18 protein-coding genes are annotated in these 15335 nt (G+C 40.1%); 1 reads left to right on the top strand and 17 read right to left on the bottom strand.

Annotated features, from left to right (window positions below):
- Window positions 1–130 precede the first annotated feature (130 nt).
- Window positions 131–673: a TetR/AcrR family transcriptional regulator gene (locus IE337_RS04185; RefSeq protein ID WP_227067110.1), complete on the top strand. Its 543-nt coding sequence runs from the start codon at window positions 131–133 to the stop codon at window positions 671–673.
- Between the two features lie 39 nt (window positions 674–712).
- On the opposite strand, the gene IE337_RS04180 is transcribed toward IE337_RS04185, so the two are convergent.
- The 17 genes from IE337_RS04180 to IE337_RS04110 form a co-directional block, all read right to left on the bottom strand.
- Window positions 713–1048, bottom strand: a complete 336-nt coding sequence (locus IE337_RS04180; protein WP_057743578.1) for a thioredoxin family protein — start codon at window positions 1046–1048, stop codon at window positions 713–715.
- A gap of 108 nt (window positions 1049–1156) precedes the next feature.
- Window positions 1157–2137 carry a membrane protein insertase YidC gene (gene yidC / locus IE337_RS04175; RefSeq protein WP_191135899.1) on the bottom strand — a complete coding sequence of 327 codons (981 nt, stop codon included), beginning with the start codon at window positions 2135–2137 and terminating at the stop codon, window positions 1157–1159.
- Between the two features lie 132 nt (window positions 2138–2269).
- Window positions 2270–3754, bottom strand: a complete 1485-nt coding sequence (gene yjeM / locus IE337_RS04170; protein ID WP_191135898.1) for a glutamate/gamma-aminobutyrate family transporter YjeM — start codon at window positions 3752–3754, stop codon at window positions 2270–2272.
- 137 nt (window positions 3755–3891) lie between these two features.
- Complete coding sequence (locus IE337_RS04165) at window positions 3892–4896, bottom strand: nucleoid-associated protein (RefSeq protein ID WP_191135897.1); 1005 nt, start codon at window positions 4894–4896, stop codon at window positions 3892–3894.
- A gap of 88 nt (window positions 4897–4984) precedes the next feature.
- A complete protein-coding gene (locus IE337_RS04160; protein WP_057743566.1) occupies window positions 4985–6460 on the bottom strand; it encodes a HAMP domain-containing sensor histidine kinase in 1476 nt (491 codons plus the stop codon).
- A gap of 18 nt (window positions 6461–6478) precedes the next feature.
- On the bottom strand, window positions 6479–7168 hold the full coding sequence (locus IE337_RS04155; protein WP_057743563.1) for a response regulator transcription factor: 690 nt from the start codon (window positions 7166–7168) through the stop codon (window positions 6479–6481).
- Between the two features lie 141 nt (window positions 7169–7309).
- Window positions 7310–8065 carry a YibE/F family protein gene (locus tag IE337_RS04150; protein WP_191135896.1) on the bottom strand — a complete coding sequence of 252 codons (756 nt, stop codon included), beginning with the start codon at window positions 8063–8065 and terminating at the stop codon, window positions 7310–7312.
- On the bottom strand, window positions 8062–9177 hold the full coding sequence (locus IE337_RS04145; protein WP_191135895.1) for a YibE/F family protein: 1116 nt from the start codon (window positions 9175–9177) through the stop codon (window positions 8062–8064). The genes IE337_RS04150 and IE337_RS04145 overlap by 4 nt, the downstream gene beginning before the upstream one ends.
- A 2-nt stretch (window positions 9178–9179) precedes the next feature.
- Entirely contained in the window at window positions 9180–10130 is a 951-nt protein-coding gene (gene dnaI, locus IE337_RS04140) for a primosomal protein DnaI (protein ID WP_191135894.1), read from the bottom strand.
- Entirely contained in the window at window positions 10127–11476 is a 1350-nt protein-coding gene (locus tag IE337_RS04135) for a DnaD domain protein (protein WP_191135893.1), read from the bottom strand. The genes dnaI and IE337_RS04135 overlap by 4 nt, the downstream gene beginning before the upstream one ends.
- A 3-nt stretch (window positions 11477–11479) precedes the next feature.
- Window positions 11480–12094 carry a dephospho-CoA kinase gene (coaE, locus tag IE337_RS04130; protein WP_191135892.1) on the bottom strand — a complete coding sequence of 205 codons (615 nt, stop codon included), beginning with the start codon at window positions 12092–12094 and terminating at the stop codon, window positions 11480–11482.
- Window positions 12095–12096: 2 nt separating this feature from the next.
- The gene (gene mutM / locus IE337_RS04125; protein WP_191135891.1) at window positions 12097–12930 is read right to left on the bottom strand and encodes a bifunctional DNA-formamidopyrimidine glycosylase/DNA-(apurinic or apyrimidinic site) lyase; all 834 of its coding nucleotides are present in this window, start codon (window positions 12928–12930) and stop codon (window positions 12097–12099) included.
- A gap of 294 nt (window positions 12931–13224) precedes the next feature.
- Complete coding sequence (locus IE337_RS04120) at window positions 13225–13470, bottom strand: hypothetical protein (RefSeq protein ID WP_191135890.1); 246 nt, start codon at window positions 13468–13470, stop codon at window positions 13225–13227.
- A gap of 13 nt (window positions 13471–13483) precedes the next feature.
- The gene (locus IE337_RS04115; protein ID WP_207724083.1) at window positions 13484–14326 is read right to left on the bottom strand and encodes a PBSX family phage terminase large subunit; all 843 of its coding nucleotides are present in this window, start codon (window positions 14324–14326) and stop codon (window positions 13484–13486) included.
- Between the two features lie 42 nt (window positions 14327–14368).
- Window positions 14369–14614, bottom strand: a complete 246-nt coding sequence (locus IE337_RS07855; protein WP_207724082.1) for a hypothetical protein — start codon at window positions 14612–14614, stop codon at window positions 14369–14371.
- Window positions 14604–14735: a hypothetical protein gene (locus tag IE337_RS07915; RefSeq protein ID WP_279287822.1), complete on the bottom strand. Its 132-nt coding sequence runs from the start codon at window positions 14733–14735 to the stop codon at window positions 14604–14606. The genes IE337_RS07855 and IE337_RS07915 overlap by 11 nt, the downstream gene beginning before the upstream one ends.
- 19 nt (window positions 14736–14754) lie before the next feature.
- On the bottom strand, window positions 14755–15282 hold the full coding sequence (locus IE337_RS04110) for a transposase (protein ID WP_243185571.1): 528 nt from the start codon (window positions 15280–15282) through the stop codon (window positions 14755–14757).
- Window positions 15283–15335 lie beyond the last annotated feature (53 nt).

Genomic DNA, 15335 nt, shown 5'->3' with positions numbered 1-15335 from the left:
GTAAAAACTTTTATAAAAAAACATTAATAATTGTTGAGAAATCACAGCGAAAGGTAAATTTTATTGTGGTTTAGTCACAAGTCCCCTATTCACGACAGAATTTCGATAAGATGAGCGTATGAGAAATGCAGTGACTGAAAGTATTCGTCAACAAACCGACGAACAAATTATTGATGCGACGTTAACTTTGTTGCAAAGCCAATCCTATGACCAACTGGCGGTGACCGAAATAACCCGCGAGGCAGGCGTGTCACGGATGGCTTTCTATCGCCATTTTGGTACAAAGGAAGCAGTAATTGATACAATTGTAGAACAGCTGAACAGTGAGTTTAAAGTAGACGTTGAACATTTACCGTTGACGAGTGAAGCAATCGCTAAAGCCTTTTTCGGGTTTATTAAGTCAAATGGGATGATTATCGCCGTATTGTTGAATGCTGGTCTACGTGAACAGTTCTATCCACCCCTTCGTGATATTTTGCAAGAGCTATATGTGGCCTTATATAGTCAAGATCGTGTGGCCGACCATAAGCCTGTCCAATCAATTGATTATGTGGCTGATTTTACAGCTTCTGGAATGCTGGCTCTGGCTATTCGTTGGATTGCAACAGGTATGCATGAATCGGTTGCCGAGATGTCAAAATTAGCACAACAAATGACTGAGGCAAATCGCTAAAAAAAGAAGATACCACTTATACTGTGGTATCTTCTTTTTTTAGACATTTTCTTTAATCCAGTTGGCAACATCTGCAGGATTTAAACGTTGTCCATTTCCAATATGGCTAACTTGCTGACCATTCTTGAAAAGCACAAAGACAGGAATCCCGCGGAGGCCATTTTCATCAGCAATAGCAATGTTTTCATCACGATCTGCATCAATCCAGTTAGCCCCAGTTTCTTCTACAAGGTCTTTGAATTGTTGTACAAAGGGTTTGATAGCTTTACAATCACCACACCAAGATGTTTGTAAGAAGAGTACCAGTTCATCATTTGAAGCAATTGCTTCACGTATTTCAACATCGGAATGCTGTTTTGGTTCGTAAAATTCCATAATCTAAATCCTCCATCGTATTGTAATTACCATCATTATACATCCTTACATAAAATAAGTAAAATAAAAAGGAAGTCTCAATCAGATGAGGCTTCCTTTTTTAGGATGTTATTTTTTTGCATCTTCGTCATCTGGTTTTGCATGCTTTTTTGCATTGCGCGCACGATTTTCAGCCCGTAATTGAGCTTCAGTCTTCTTAGGAATATCCGAATCAGTCTGAGCTGCTGCCTGTTCTTGTTGCGCGTTCTGAGCATCTTGAATGGCCTTGGCAAAACGGTTTGTTGGTTCCGCTGCCGGTGCGAGATTACCAGCTAAGGCATCATCAGCGACATCTTTCACTTCAAACGTATTTCCAATATGCTTACGAATACGTGGACGCCACATTGTAATGATTAATTGTTGGAAAATCATCACAATCGCCCCGACACTAAAGTAAAGTGCAATTCCACCATTGGTAAACCAAGTGGTGAACAACATCATCAATGGCATCATGAACATCATTGAACGCATCGTCTTCTTTTGATCTTCTGGAATACCAATGGTGGAAAGGTATGACTGTAAGAAGTACAAAGCTGCGGTGAAAAATGCAAGCATTGGACTCTTGTCTGTTAATGAAATACCGTAGAAACTGGCCCCAACCAAATCCTTCGAGTGTTGGATGGCTGAATAAAGACCAGTAAAAATGGGCATTTGAATCAACATAATTGAAAAGTTAATACCACCAAACATTGAAACGCCATTTTCGCGGTAAACAGCCATCATGGCTTGCGAAGCACGCATCTGCTCGTCTTGTGTTTTGGCATTCTTTTGAGCATCTTGAATTTTTGATAATTGTGGTTGAAGCAAGCGCATCTTTTCTTGTTGCACAGTTGCAGCATGCTGTTGTTGTACCATGAAAGGCATTAGAACAAGACGCACAAACAAAGTCAACATTACGATTGACCAACCAACAGCGTTAGCTCCACCAATTGCATGTTGAGCCCATTCCATAAAGGACGTCAATGGTCCTTGCAAAATATTGATATTACCAGTTACTAATAACCCTAATAATAGAATCACTAGAATTGGCGTTAAATGTTTAATTTTCATTTGAAGCAGTTTCCTCACGAGTTTTATATTTAACTAACCTATTATATCACACCCGCAAGACTTGTAAATAAGGCTAAATCAGTAAAAAGACCATCGCTCTACTATATGAGTAGCGATGGTCTTCAGTATTGTTTATAACTTACCGTGTTTACGCTCGGCATGACTGTAAAGTAGCCATGCTAAGAAAGCAAAGAAAATTGGTCCTACAATGGTCCAAAATGCATTTGCATAATCACCAGTCGTGATCAATGGAATAATTGTCATGACCATTGATGTAATAATCAAGGCTTCAACAATGATTGTGGCAAACCATGTAACCCGCTTTGATTTAAAGAAAACAAACGGATGATTGACGTTTGTTAGTTTCTTGAAAATTGGGAAAGCAGCAACCAAAAAGACGTATGGCAAAGTTGAAGAAACATTTCCCATGTTTGTCAAAATTTGGTAAAGTTCAGCAGCATTGCTACCACCAAATGAGATTCCAAGAATAAAGAGAATGACCAAGCCTGCTTGCAACCAGACTGCAACCGTTGGGACCCCTGCCTTGTTCAAACGAATCACTGACTTTGGCCAAACTTCCTTAGGTGATCCTAAGATGAATGATTTAAGTGGTGAATATGTTAGTACGAAGAATGAACCAAGGTAGGCCATGAACATTGAAAGTCCGGCAAATCGCGCAAACCATGCCCCTAACGTAAGTGAAGCAGTATGTGAAAAGCCAACGGCAGAACCAAATTCCACCCCTAAATTATTCATCAAGATGTAAGTTACATTACCTAGATTGGCATTTGACATATTTGACAAATTCAACCAGTTAGTCGTAACACCCCAGAATAAGATTGATAAGGCATATCCGAAAGCAATCACGATAGTTGCGATAAAGACAGCCTTTGGATAAGTCTTTTCGGCATCATCGATGTCTTCCATCATCCCACCTAATTGTTCCATGCCGGCATAGGCAAAGACTGCATACAAAGCAAATGAAATTAACTGCATAGGTGATTGGAAAGCTGGATTCTCAGGCACGATAAATGACTTGGCAACGATTGGTTCAGCAAATTGACCATGATGCGCAATCAAAACGATAATTGATGCGATAATCAAAATGACGTTCATTGCCATGACAAAGATTCCACCAATTGATGAAATCTTGGAAATTGACTGCACACCGCGTGTAACGAAGAATGCAACGACAATTACGAAGGCAATTGCTAATAGTCCAACAGTCTTGGTACTTGATAGTCCAAAAATTGACCAACTTTGGGTCATGTCATGACCAGCAAAGATAGTTGAAAATGGAATCCAAACCTTTTGGGCGACCGAAATCATCCATACAACCCAGGCAGCAAGTCCCACGAAAGTTGCGATAAACGCAGTCTTTTTCCCAAGGGCCCCTTCCATCCATGTGTAAATACCACCTTTAGAATCCTTATAAGCAGATCCGAATTCGGCATACATCATTGAGGTTGGTAGAAAGAAGAATAGTGCACCCAGCACATACCAGATAATGGCCGCGTAACCTGTTTGCATATAGGCAACGGGTCCGTTAGCAAAGCCAAAAATCGTTGAAAAGATCATCAACACGAGGGCTGATAAACCAATCTTCTTTTTATTCATTTTTTTGCTCCAATCCAAATATAATTACATAAATATACAGTGGTTAATTCTACACTGTTCTGATTTGTGAAACAATTAAAAGGATAAACCCTTCATGAAGGGTTTATCCTTTTGTCATAATCTCACGTATTCTTAATTTACGAATTGAATTTATTCATAATAGCACCAATATCTTTGAGCAACAAGGTTTGCGTGCCATCAGGGTTATTCACAAATTCTACTTTAGACTTATCTTGATAGATGTCGATGGGAATCGTGATCTCAATCCCTGAATCAAGTTTGAAGCGTTGGACTTGGTACTTTTTTTCATATTTTGCAGCATTCGGAATGTCAATTGATTCATCGAGTGATTGTTCTTTTGTGATTTCCTGGTAGGCAGTTTGGGCAGACATATTACCTGCAAACACCGCATCCCCGATATCTGAAACCTTAATCGCCCCTTCATTTTCTTGAAGGTTTTTAAAAATAGCATTTTGCGTGGTTGATAAAGCTTCATGTTCTGGAACGTCAAATTTGTCGGCGACATGTTTTACTGCATTTTTAATGGTCTTAATATTATCTCTGGCTGAGGTTTCTGGATCGATTTCCAAGAAATTTTGAGAGAAATAATTGATGCGATGACCATCAATTAAGTATTGCTTCTCAACTAATTGAAAACTACCTGTCATTAGGTTAATAATAATGCCTTCTTGAGCTGTTTGTGTTGGATCCGGTAAGATTGAACGATTAAGTACAAGTTTGTTGACAAGGTCATCACCTTCATAGTCAATCGTATGTGTGTAGTGTGGCACTAAATTCAGCTTTAACATGGCAAAATAGTCATCGGTACCATTGGCATATTCGACACAGAGCAAATCTCCAGCTGGTACGTTTTCTGCTGGAGCGACAATACTAAAAAGCTTATCGGCTAATGCAGTCGTTTTTTCAACAAAATTGTCAGGATTATCATCACTAATCATCTTGGCAATGTAATCAGAGTCATTTAGCTGACCAGGCTTATAATCGCCACTCTCAAATTTTGTTAAAATGCCTTCTAAATATTCGTGAATTTGGATGTTTGAGATATCCATCTCACTTTGAGAAGCAATTAAATTACCCGCTTCCTTATCTAGAATGTGTAGAATCGCGTGTTTAATAATCATAAAACGTACTTCTTCCTTTACATGAAAATAAAAACGATGTTGAAATGGTGGTATCCAATCATTTCAGCATCGTTTTCATCGTGTTTCGTTAGTCAGTTTCTTCTTGGATTGGTAATGTAACACGGAAAATAGTTCCTTGACCTAGTGCGGATTCGAGGGCAATTGTGCCCCCATAACCTTCAACGAGCTTTTGCGCAATGCTTAAGCCTAGGCCATTTCCACCTTGTTTACGTGAACGTGCCTTATCAACACGATAGAATCGGTCAAAAACATGTTGTGCATCTTCGGAGCTAATCCCTTCACCAAAGTCTTGAATCGCAACTTCAAGGTTTGAGCCAGATTTAGAGGCCGAGAAGTGAATTTCCTTTCGATCTTGACTATATTTCACGCTGTTGTCAGTTAAAATAATCAAAATTTGTTCGAAATGGTCACGACTCATGTTTAGCCAAGTGGCACTCTTCAACGTATCATCTAGGACAAATTTAAAGTCCGGATAGATGAGTTCATAGTTGTGATACACACTGTTAATGACTTCCTTTGCATCTGTGTGACCATCTTTAAAGGTTAATTCAACTTGGTCAGCACGGGTCAAATCAAGCATTTCTTGAACGAGTCCCTGCATACGTTGCATTTCCTTGAGTGAGGCTTGGATCGATTCATCTAAAATCTTAGGGTCATCTTTCCCCCATCGATTAAGTAACTCCATATGGCCCTTTACAATGGCAACAGGTGTACGTAGTTCGTGTGAAACATCCTCCACGAAGCGTTGCTGCTGTGTGATGAAACGTTGCATACGATCAAGCATGCTGTTCAAAACATCTGCTAATTCCGACAGTTCGTCAGGGTGGCGTGTTTCAACTTTAACACGCTCGGGCAAGTTGGGATCTTTTTGAATGCGATCGGCAACTTTGGTCATGTCTTGAATTGGCAACAGGAAGTAACCTGATAACCAATATGTCCATAACCCCAGCAACATCAATCCCAGAATAATTGAGACAACAATAATTGAAAAGACTTGCGTGAATGTTTTGTGATAAGACACGAGTCTATTTTCAACAACTAAGTAACCAGTTGCATGGCCATCTCGATTCACTAAGGGTTGACGACCAATCATTTGTTTTGAATGATTGACTTTTTCCAGTGAGATTGTTGATTTTTTGACAGGTTTATATGCAACATTGGTTGGCTTTTCAGGGTACACCTGCTTCCCGTGATTATCATAAATAATCAAATCATAGTCAGAACGAGCAATTTCGTGAATGACAGGGTCGTTAACGACTGAATTAAAATCAGCTTGATTCGGACGAAGCACATTATCAATATCTGTTGAATTTAATTGGCGATCTGATTCACGTTCCAGCCTTCTAGCCACAGTTGTCATTGAGCGATTAACATCATCGCTTTCCGTGTTAAGCATTCGGTTTGAGAAAGCTTGGACCAAAAACCAAGCAAAAACAACAAACACCAAAAAAACACCAACTAACGATCCAACAGTCCACTTCCATTTCAGCGAAATGGGCTTAGGTGTTGATGCTTGTTTGTTTTTGGATTTTGCATTATCCATGTTGATGCCCCCACCTTACTATTGACGCATGACATATCCTGTCCCACGAACAGTTTGGATGTATGAAGCGCGTGAATCTGGTTGGTCAATCTTGTTACGTAGGTAACGAATGTAAACATCCACAACATTTGTTTCGATATCAGCGTCGTAACCCCAAACCTTTTTCAAAAGTTCTTCACGAGATTGTACAACATTAATGTTTTCCATCAAGATTAGCAACAATTCATATTCACGCTTTGTCAAATTGATAATTTCATTACCACGGCGTGCAATTCGGTTTTCTTTTTCAACCGTTAAGTCGCGGTAACGGACAACACTTTGATGTGAGCTGTGTTCTTCTGTCTCAATATTGATACGGCGCAATAGTGATCGAACACGTGCTAGCAATTCTTCAATAGCGAATGGCTTAACAACGTAATCATCAGCACCGTAGTCTAACCCAGAAACGCGGTCAATTACTGAATCACGTGCGGTCATCATAATAATGGGTGTGTTTTTAACTTCACGTAAACGACGGGCAACTTCAAGTCCGCTTAATTCAGGCAACATCAAATCCAAGAGGATCAAGTCATAGTCATTATTCATGGCTTCATCTAATCCATCGCGACCATTGTCAGCGACGTGGGTTTCGTAGCCTTCGTGTTGCAATTCTAGCTCAACAAAACGTGCCAAATTTTCTTCGTCTTCAACGATAAGGATATTACTCATATGTGCGTACCTATCTTTCTTCTTAATTTAAAAGGCGATCTTTTGATCTGTTATTTCTAATTTATTTGTTATAAATAAATGGTAACACAGTCTTCTCATTTTTCCTATTGAAAACCTGTGATTTCGGCATTTTTGTTGAAATTACTGGGCGCGTTTACGGTTTTGATAATAGAAAATTAAAATTGTGAATGGTAAAACCAGTACAACACCCAGAACTGAATAAAGTAAGGACAACATTGACGCGGTAAATAGTTTTGTATTGATTATCTCAGATAGACTGTAATTTAAGCGCGTGAACAAGAGTGAAAGACTTAAGAAGTCTGCCAGGTAACCAAATAAAACGGTGTTAACGGCAGTACCCACAATTTCATGCCCTAAATTTTGGCCAGCTTTGGCCAGTGTTGGTAAATCAAATGTTGCTTGATCTGCTTTCAATTCGCTTAACCCAGCAGCAATAGCAACGGCCGCTTCGGCAATAGCGCCTAAAGTTGCTAACAAAGCCGCACAAATACCCAGAGTGGTAAATGGCACACTAATGCCTAAGGACAACCCTTCTAGCTCCTCACTATTTTCAACGGAAAAACCACCCGACAAAGCTAAGTGTTCAATTGGCACTATTAGGGCAAGTAAGATAATCATGACAATAAAGCTCACAGCCAAGGCTAAGCTTGTCGCATCTTCATCAATACCAGTACTAATAACCGTAATGGTTAAAATTACCCCACCGCCAATTAGCAGTACCCAAAATGGGTTGAAGGAAAAGCTGATTAGTGTAATCACGGTGGCCAAAACCAAAAAATTAATCCATAGGCTCACAAATGCGCCAAGGCCACGGGATCCGCCAATAAGGATCATTAAAACAAACAAAATTATTGCTAAAGCTAAAGTCACGTTCATTTGTCATTTTCCCCTTTCCGTAGCGTCAAGAGTTTAAAGCAGAGTAATCCGATGGGGACAGTTAGGACAATGCCAATAGCACTAATCAACGTTTGAATCATTCCAATGGATAAATTACTGATATAAGTGAATGACCAATTATTACCATTTCTGAGAAACAGAACAGCCATGGGGAGTTGTTCGGCAATAAAAATAAGGAAAAGCACATTATTAAGTGCACCAAATATTTCTCCCCCCATATTTCGTCCGGCTTTAATCAATTCACCATTCGAAATGTCGGGACGTTCTCGTTTTAATGAAAAAAGGGTTGCAGTCATATCAGTTGCTTCATCCATCACTGCTCCTAGGACACCGACTAAAGTCATTGCCATGAAAAGCGTCTCTGGATTTTCAGTAACAAATTCCATGTGCTCATAATAAACACCTTGATTATGCAAAATCGTAAAAATCAAGGCACTCAGACTCAAGGTCACAAGACTTGTTGCAAGTACGGTCGTAATGATGACCCAGGTTTGCCGTGAACGAAAGCCCATTAATAATCCGAGGGTTAAGATCGTTGTTAAAATCGAAAAGAAAATAAATAAGACGAAAACATTGCTATGTGGAATTTGCGTATTGAGCCAGATGAAAAAAATAAACAACCCCACATTCATGAACAATGTAAGTAACATTAGCCGACCATGGCGACCAGTTAAAATAAGCATAGCACCTAAAACAAAGACCGCCAGTGGAATCCAAAGCATATCATGCCGAGCATTTTTGATTGACCACTGGCCGTGTCCATCATGTGTTAGAAACAATTGTTGACCAGGTCTAACAGGTTCATTTAATGCATAGGATGTGTCGTAGCTATTCGTAAGTTTGATCGTCTCGTGCGCTTGTTTCGTATTTAGAAAAGTGGCAGTAATTTTTTGTGAGTACGTTTTTACACGGTTACCGTATTGGTCAGATTCAGCGCCAGTTTTATGCGTCTTAACCTGACTCACACGGACGAGTGGATCGTGGTACATCGCACCATTGAAAGAAAAAAAGCATGCCACGCTAATAACTAGTACGAAAAGTGCTAGCCAAGCGTGCCATGTTTTTTTCAAATATGATTTTAAAATTTGCATTATTATTGTACCCGCTTATTTTCACCAGACATCAGCACTTCTTCAGATAAGAAACGAATGCGTTGCATAATTCGAGCGGCCTTCATAGGTTCATTACCAGCTTTGGTCGTTCCTAAATGTTCTTTTTCAAGTTGGTCCATTGAAAAGTTAGATGTAAAGAAAGTTGGTAATTCATTTTGCATGCGATATTCCAAAATGACACCTAAGACATCATCACGTAACCAAGCTGTTAGTGATTCAGCACCAATATCATCTAAGACGAGAATGGTGGCTTTTTGTAGCGTTTCTAATCGTTTCTGATTTACCTCATTATCTGAGTTAAATCCATTACGTAGTTCAACTGCAAAACTTGGAAAATGCACGAGCGTTACTGGAACATCATATTCAGCTAATTCGTTGGCCATTGCGCCCATGAGATGGGTTTTACCAACACCGTATGGTCCATGTAGATAAAGACCACGGTGATATTCAGCAGGACTTTCAAGGTATTCAGTAATAAAGCTAATGATTTTTGTCACAGCTTTACTTTGATCTGCACTAATATTTGAAAAATCATCCATGGTTGCACGAGTGATCAATTTAGGCATCTGAATCGCATGAACGAGATTCTCACGTGCTTGTTGTTTTTGAGCCTGGACAGTTGCCCGACTCGGCTGATATAAGACAGTAATTTGCCCATCAATGAAATCTAATACAGGTTCATAACCACGATGTACGGATTCGTCATCAGATTTCTGCTTCTGCGTATAAAATTCGTACAAATTAGCAAAGTCGCGTTGGACGATGTCGCGATTTAGTTCATCGGCGTGTGCAGTAAAGAAGGCTTGAATATCAGAATCAGCAAATACTTTTTTTTGCACTTCAGCATAACGTGCATTTAAATGGTTTTCTTGCATGCTTTTACGCATGGCTTGGCCGACGTCGAGGGGTTGATTAAAATCAGATTCGGTCATGACTTACGATCCTCCTGTTTACGTTTTGCACGAAGTGCGGCAAGTTGACGGGATGCAGCGGCCTGTTCTTCAGCCGTAGCAGCCTCCACCTTTTGATTTTTCCAATCTGGTGGTGTTTCATTCTTCATTGGCTGTTGGTTACGATAACGTGTTTTATTGGTATTTTGTGCCTCAGCACGTTTCTTTTTACGTTCTTGTAGATATTTTATCGCACCTGTTGCGTTTTGAATACCAGCCTGACTCCAATCATTTACAATGGTTTGCATGAGATTACGGCTGATTGTTGAGCGTCCTTCAACCACTGTCAGTTCATATAAAATAACATTAATGACTTCATTTGGTAGACGATTCAATTGCGCTGTATCTTGAAGAACCTTCAACTCGCTGTCAGTGATGAAACCACCCTTTGCTTGGCGTAAAGCTTTTAAATAGGCAACCGGTGCCGTATTTTTTACTTGTTCCAAAAAGACTTGTGCTGGATTTTGAGGATGGTCTTGTTTTTCGCTGGTTGCAGTTACGTCTTGTTCGGCAATTGTGTTTTGTAACGGGTCCGAAACGGGTTGACGTTGGTTAGCTAGCGTTTGTTGCTTTAAGTTATTACGCAAACGTGGCATATCAATTTCATGATTGGGTGTCAAACTTTGTTGGATTTGACGAACCAATGTCACATCATCTAACCCATATAATTCCTTTTCAACTAGTAAGGCCGCCTCGTTAGTTTTCAAATCTCGTAGAGATACATTGAACGATTTGAGCATTTGAGCCATCAGATCAAGATTGAGTGATTTATTGGCTGCTTTAATATCCTTTTGAACTGGCGTAAGCCGATCCGGTTTGGTTACTGGCGACTTCATTTGCTTGAATGAATCCGCCCCAATTAAATCAAAGAATGAAGCCGTGACATTTTTCCCTGGAATTGCGGGTTGCTCTGGTAAAGTATCTGCAATCAGCTGGTTCAAGGTATCCTCACCCAAGTAATGTGCCAATAAACTGGCTAAAGTGTCATCAGACAAGAAGGCCCGCGTTGACATGGGTTCAAGCATTTCATAAACCCACTGTGTCTTCATGGTTAAATCTTGTTGAAAGGTCTTCATCAAACCGATGCCTTCAAGGCGACCACGAGCATCTAAAAAAGAATGGTGGGTTAACCCTGCTTGGTCAAGGAGCTCAGTATGGACAAATGTCCGTGTATCGTTATGTGGATAGCATGCTAAGGTCATGTACAACGTGAATGCTTCATGACCAATAATTGGCAAATAAACTTGAGTGAGTGCTTGAATATCAGGCAATGTCAGAGCCGTGTGACTGATGACACGATAGTGTTGTTGTAATGAAAATTCTCCCATAGACTAACTCCTTTCTGCGATTGTTTGATTAATTTGGTCAATCATCTGATCGACTTGTTTGTATGTTTCAGCTGGCGTGCCATTATTTTGAATCACGTAATCTGCACTAGCTTTTTTTTCATCAAGCGGCATTTGTGATTGAATGCGCGCCATGGCTTCGGATTCAGTTAACGCGTTACGTTGCATCAATCTTTTGAGTTGCGTGTGCTCAGTGGTGACAACAACAGCAACGGCATCATAAGTTAAGCGTTGTTCATTTTCAAAAAGTAATGGGATGTCTAGGACAACGAGTGCAGTCCCCGCAGATTCTAATTCCAGCATTTGTGCTTCAAAATCACTAAAAATACGTGGATGTGTTAAATCATCTAATTTTTGACGCGCCTGGACATCATTAAAGACAAGTGCACCAAGTTTTTGACGATTCAGACTACCGTCATCATTGATATAGTCATCCCCAAAAACATCAGCAATATCTGTCAAAATGGGTTGGTTTGGACCCATGATTTGATGCGCAATGTCATCGGCATCTAGAACAGGAAGCCCCTTTTTTTCTTTAAGGTACTTTGAAACGGTCGATTTTCCTGTGGCAATACCACCAGTTAACCCTAATCTAAACATGATTAATCCTTTTCAACTTGGCAATGTGGGCAGAAAGTTGTGCCACGTTGGGCAACCTTTATTTTTTCTAAGGTTGTGCCACAGCGTAAACATGGTTCTCCAGCGCGCCCGTATACTTCTAATTCATTTTGGAATTCCCCTGCCTCACCGAAGACATTCGTAAAACTATGAACAGTTGTCCCATGGTGCTTAATGGAACGATCCATTTCGTTAATAATATTTTCACGGAGCACTTTAATTTCATCATCGGACAGTGCGTCAGTGTGTGTTTTAGGATGGATTTTACTCTGCCAAAGCGTCTCATCGGCATAAATATTACCTATACCGGCGATGTGACTTTGATCCAGCAAGAAAGGTTTGATGCGCCCATGCGACTTATTAAAGATTTCTTTCATATACGCAAAGGTCAAATCTTTTTCTGTTGGTTCTGGCCCTAATGTTGCAAGGCCAGGAACTTGACCAAGTTCTGAATTTTTAACTAAGGTCATGCGACCGAATTTACGGGTATCACGATAGAGTAAGTCAACTTTTTCATCAAGGTGGAAAGTTACCAAATCATGCTTACCTGGTTCAGTTCCAGCGGGAACCGTGTAGTAGGCCCCTTCCATGCGAAGGTGTGACACCATCGTCATGTCACCAGATAGTCGGAATAAGAGGTACTTACCACGCCGATCAACTGTTTCAATTTTACGCCCAGTTAATTCAGCATCGAATTCTTCTGGGGTCATGTTTGAGACCGTTTTTGGCCAACGGACTTCAGTTCCTAGGATCGTATGTCCTTTAACGAGCCGATTAAGACCTCGGCGGACAGTTTCAACTTCTGGTAGTTCGGGCATGTGGTGCTCCTTCCCTTGATGTGACAGTGTTTGTTGTTCATAGGGTTAGCTTTTATAATTTAAGGGTATTTGTTCAAATAATTTTTTCTGTATGATAGTTACCAATTATAGTTCATTTTTGGCTAAAGATAAAATAAAAAAAGCCCCAGTCAGTAACTCACTTAAGAGATGCCGACTGAGGATTTTTTGTGTGTGGGAAACACATATATAAATAAGGAAAATCAAATTCAAATATTGGAGATTTCCAAAATTAGGTATGCGCTTCCCTTTTTATTTGTCATGATTGATTTGAAACTAGGCTTTTCGTGCTACAGCGGTGTCTACCCAAATCGTATAGCCACTCACCTTCGCCGCAATGGCGTTGGTTGCTTTGTCATAAGCCACAATTTTCATTCGACTTTGCTTAAATTGTAGTTTGTTGCCATTACGATTAATACCGTCCACAGGAACACCATTAGTTAACCACTCATCCTTGGTCGCATACTTACGCCCCTGATGACCAGCAAGACTATTAGAAAAGACCTGTTTAAGTCCTGCCATTGTGGTGGTTTTATTAATGGTAAACCACTTCTGGTTTATCTAATTGCAATGTCTTTTCGTCCCATTGGTATTTTTGATGTTCTGGTATGAGATACTTCAAATTATTTTCTGTAGGCCAGGGATATTTATGTTGCATCTTTTGACCGAAATCATGTATCTGTGGCGCTAATTCGCTAGGAGCAAGCTTATGAGCCTTTCCATCAGGGCTGTAGTAATATGTATCCAATAGAACAACTCGACGCTTATACGTAATGCCATAGCACCCAACCGTTGTTGCAGATACTGAGTGACCGATGTCGGCAGAAAAGCGCAGCATAACAATGTGGTCATCATCAGGTAGATCGCCAACATTTTGCACTGGTTGGAACAGTTTGATGTTATAAACACTAGTTCCAAGACCTATAGCCTCGCCTAAATACAAATAACAGTAGTAGTCATAGTCATTCTCTTTATACGAGTTAATCAAATCCATCGTCTGTTGTGTCGTAAATCCTAACTCATCATCCAAATATGTGGAGTGGTCAATGAAATATTGACTGTCATTGCTTTTGTTCTCAATCCATTCGTTAATCCAGTCATATGGGTTCTTTGGTGGATTGTATGAATAGAATACCTTGACATCATTAACATATGGTGACTTATTACGAATAAATGTTGGATTAGCTTGGTCAAATACTTCAGCAGATTTTACGTTAGCCGCTTCTTCATACCAGACTCCGACAATATCGCTAACTTTATTGGATTTAAGTTTCTGTGGATCATCAGCACCATAGAAATAAAAAGCTGAACCAGTCCTAATATGTTCAATTTTAAGCGGTGACTTGTAGGTCCGATACTCACTGTTTAAGTGAAGCATGTCGATTGCCCACAAAATTTGCTCGTAGACTGAATCACGTAGCTATGCTTGGTTTTCTCGAGTGCAGATAATATTCGCATGGTGTTGTTCCTGCGTCTGTTGCTTCATTGCCAGTACCAGCCACAAACTAATTACTGACGATTTAAATGACCCACGTCCGCCTTTGGCAATCACGTATGGATATTTCGTGTTCCACAGCTTTCCAAAATGTGGATTAACCCTATCGGACATTTTTAATATATTCATCGGCTTTTTGACGTCATTAATAAGCATGTTTTCATTCGTCATTTCGCTCTCCTAAGTCGTTTACAATCAACACACTTTCACCATCATCAGCAACATTTTTGCTTTCGCGAGCCTTTGCTTCTGCGATATCAGCTTCAGCGTTAGCTTTACGGACATCAGCCATTGCTTTTTGTGCTTGTGCGTCATTTAGCTCTCTGAAACTTTGTTAAACTTTGTTCACGATATTTATCCGGACGTCTATTCTTTAACCAGAACATTGCCGCGTTTGTATCTGGAGCCAGTTCCTTATGGTACTCACCGAATGGAATTTTTTTATATTCAGGAACATTTTGGATCGCTGCATCGTTAATTTCTTTTTGGGTTGCATCGGGGTGCTCTATCTCCCACGCAATAGCAAACTTCTTACGTTCAACACTCAATATATCACCATCAACGTGCACCACTTTAAACTGTTGTTCTACCACCGTCATACCTAGTGCTTTCTTCAACAGAGCATTTTCAACTTGATAATCAACGACTTCTTTCCCTTTCTTTAGGGCGTCCATAATGTCCAGATGGTCTTTTTTCCAGCTATAGAGAGCTGAGCGGCGTATGCCGATATTTTTAGCAATTTGCTCATCAGTCAATCCATCACGGGCCCAGCCTTCCAGTTGTGATAGGCCCTCTTCAGTTGTCCATTCTAGGTATTTGCCTTTAGCCCTCGCATACACTCACCTCCTTTAATAATTAGCTACCTGAGTTCTTGGCTTTGATTTCCACTGCT

Source organism: Weissella viridescens (assembly GCF_014789145.1).
GTDB lineage: Bacteria > Bacillota > Bacilli > Lactobacillales > Lactobacillaceae > Weissella > Weissella viridescens.
The sequence above is the reverse complement of the archived record's forward strand: the minus strand, read 5'-3'. Positions and strand labels throughout refer to the sequence as shown.

What these genes read in the sequence shown, in the direction of transcription:
- IE337_RS04120 (WP_191135890.1), bottom strand. Translation starts at nt 13,470, where the DNA reads ATGGCAGGACTTAAACAGGTCTTTTCTAATAGTCTTGCTGGTCATCAG.
- IE337_RS07855 (WP_207724082.1), bottom strand. Translation starts at nt 14,614, where the DNA reads ATGACGAATGAAAACATGCTTATTAATGACGTCAAAAAGCCGATGAAT.
- IE337_RS04115 (WP_207724083.1), bottom strand. Translation starts at nt 14,326, where the DNA reads ATGCTTCACTTAAACAGTGAGTATCGGACCTACAAGTCACCGCTTAAA.
- IE337_RS04180 (WP_057743578.1), bottom strand. Translation starts at nt 1,048, where the DNA reads ATGGAATTTTACGAACCAAAACAGCATTCCGATGTTGAAATACGTGAA.
- dnaI (WP_191135894.1), bottom strand. Translation starts at nt 10,130, where the DNA reads ATGACCGAATCTGATTTTAATCAACCCCTCGACGTCGGCCAAGCCATG.
- yjeM (WP_191135898.1), bottom strand. Translation starts at nt 3,754, where the DNA reads ATGAATAAAAAGAAGATTGGTTTATCAGCCCTCGTGTTGATGATCTTT.
- IE337_RS04160 (WP_057743566.1), bottom strand. Translation starts at nt 6,460, where the DNA reads ATGGATAATGCAAAATCCAAAAACAAACAAGCATCAACACCTAAGCCC.
- yidC (WP_191135899.1), bottom strand. Translation starts at nt 2,137, where the DNA reads ATGAAAATTAAACATTTAACGCCAATTCTAGTGATTCTATTATTAGGG.
- IE337_RS07915 (WP_279287822.1), bottom strand. Translation starts at nt 14,735, where the DNA reads ATGGCTGATGTCCGTAAAGCTAACGCTGAAGCTGATATCGCAGAAGCA.
- coaE (WP_191135892.1), bottom strand. Translation starts at nt 12,094, where the DNA reads ATGTTTAGATTAGGGTTAACTGGTGGTATTGCCACAGGAAAATCGACC.
- IE337_RS04155 (WP_057743563.1), bottom strand. Translation starts at nt 7,168, where the DNA reads ATGAGTAATATCCTTATCGTTGAAGACGAAGAAAATTTGGCACGTTTT.
- IE337_RS04165 (WP_191135897.1), bottom strand. Translation starts at nt 4,896, where the DNA reads ATGATTATTAAACACGCGATTCTACACATTCTAGATAAGGAAGCGGGT.
- IE337_RS04135 (WP_191135893.1), bottom strand. Translation starts at nt 11,476, where the DNA reads ATGGGAGAATTTTCATTACAACAACACTATCGTGTCATCAGTCACACG.
- mutM (WP_191135891.1), bottom strand. Translation starts at nt 12,930, where the DNA reads ATGCCCGAACTACCAGAAGTTGAAACTGTCCGCCGAGGTCTTAATCGG.
- IE337_RS04145 (WP_191135895.1), bottom strand. Translation starts at nt 9,177, where the DNA reads ATGCAAATTTTAAAATCATATTTGAAAAAAACATGGCACGCTTGGCTA.
- IE337_RS04150 (WP_191135896.1), bottom strand. Translation starts at nt 8,065, where the DNA reads ATGAACGTGACTTTAGCTTTAGCAATAATTTTGTTTGTTTTAATGATC.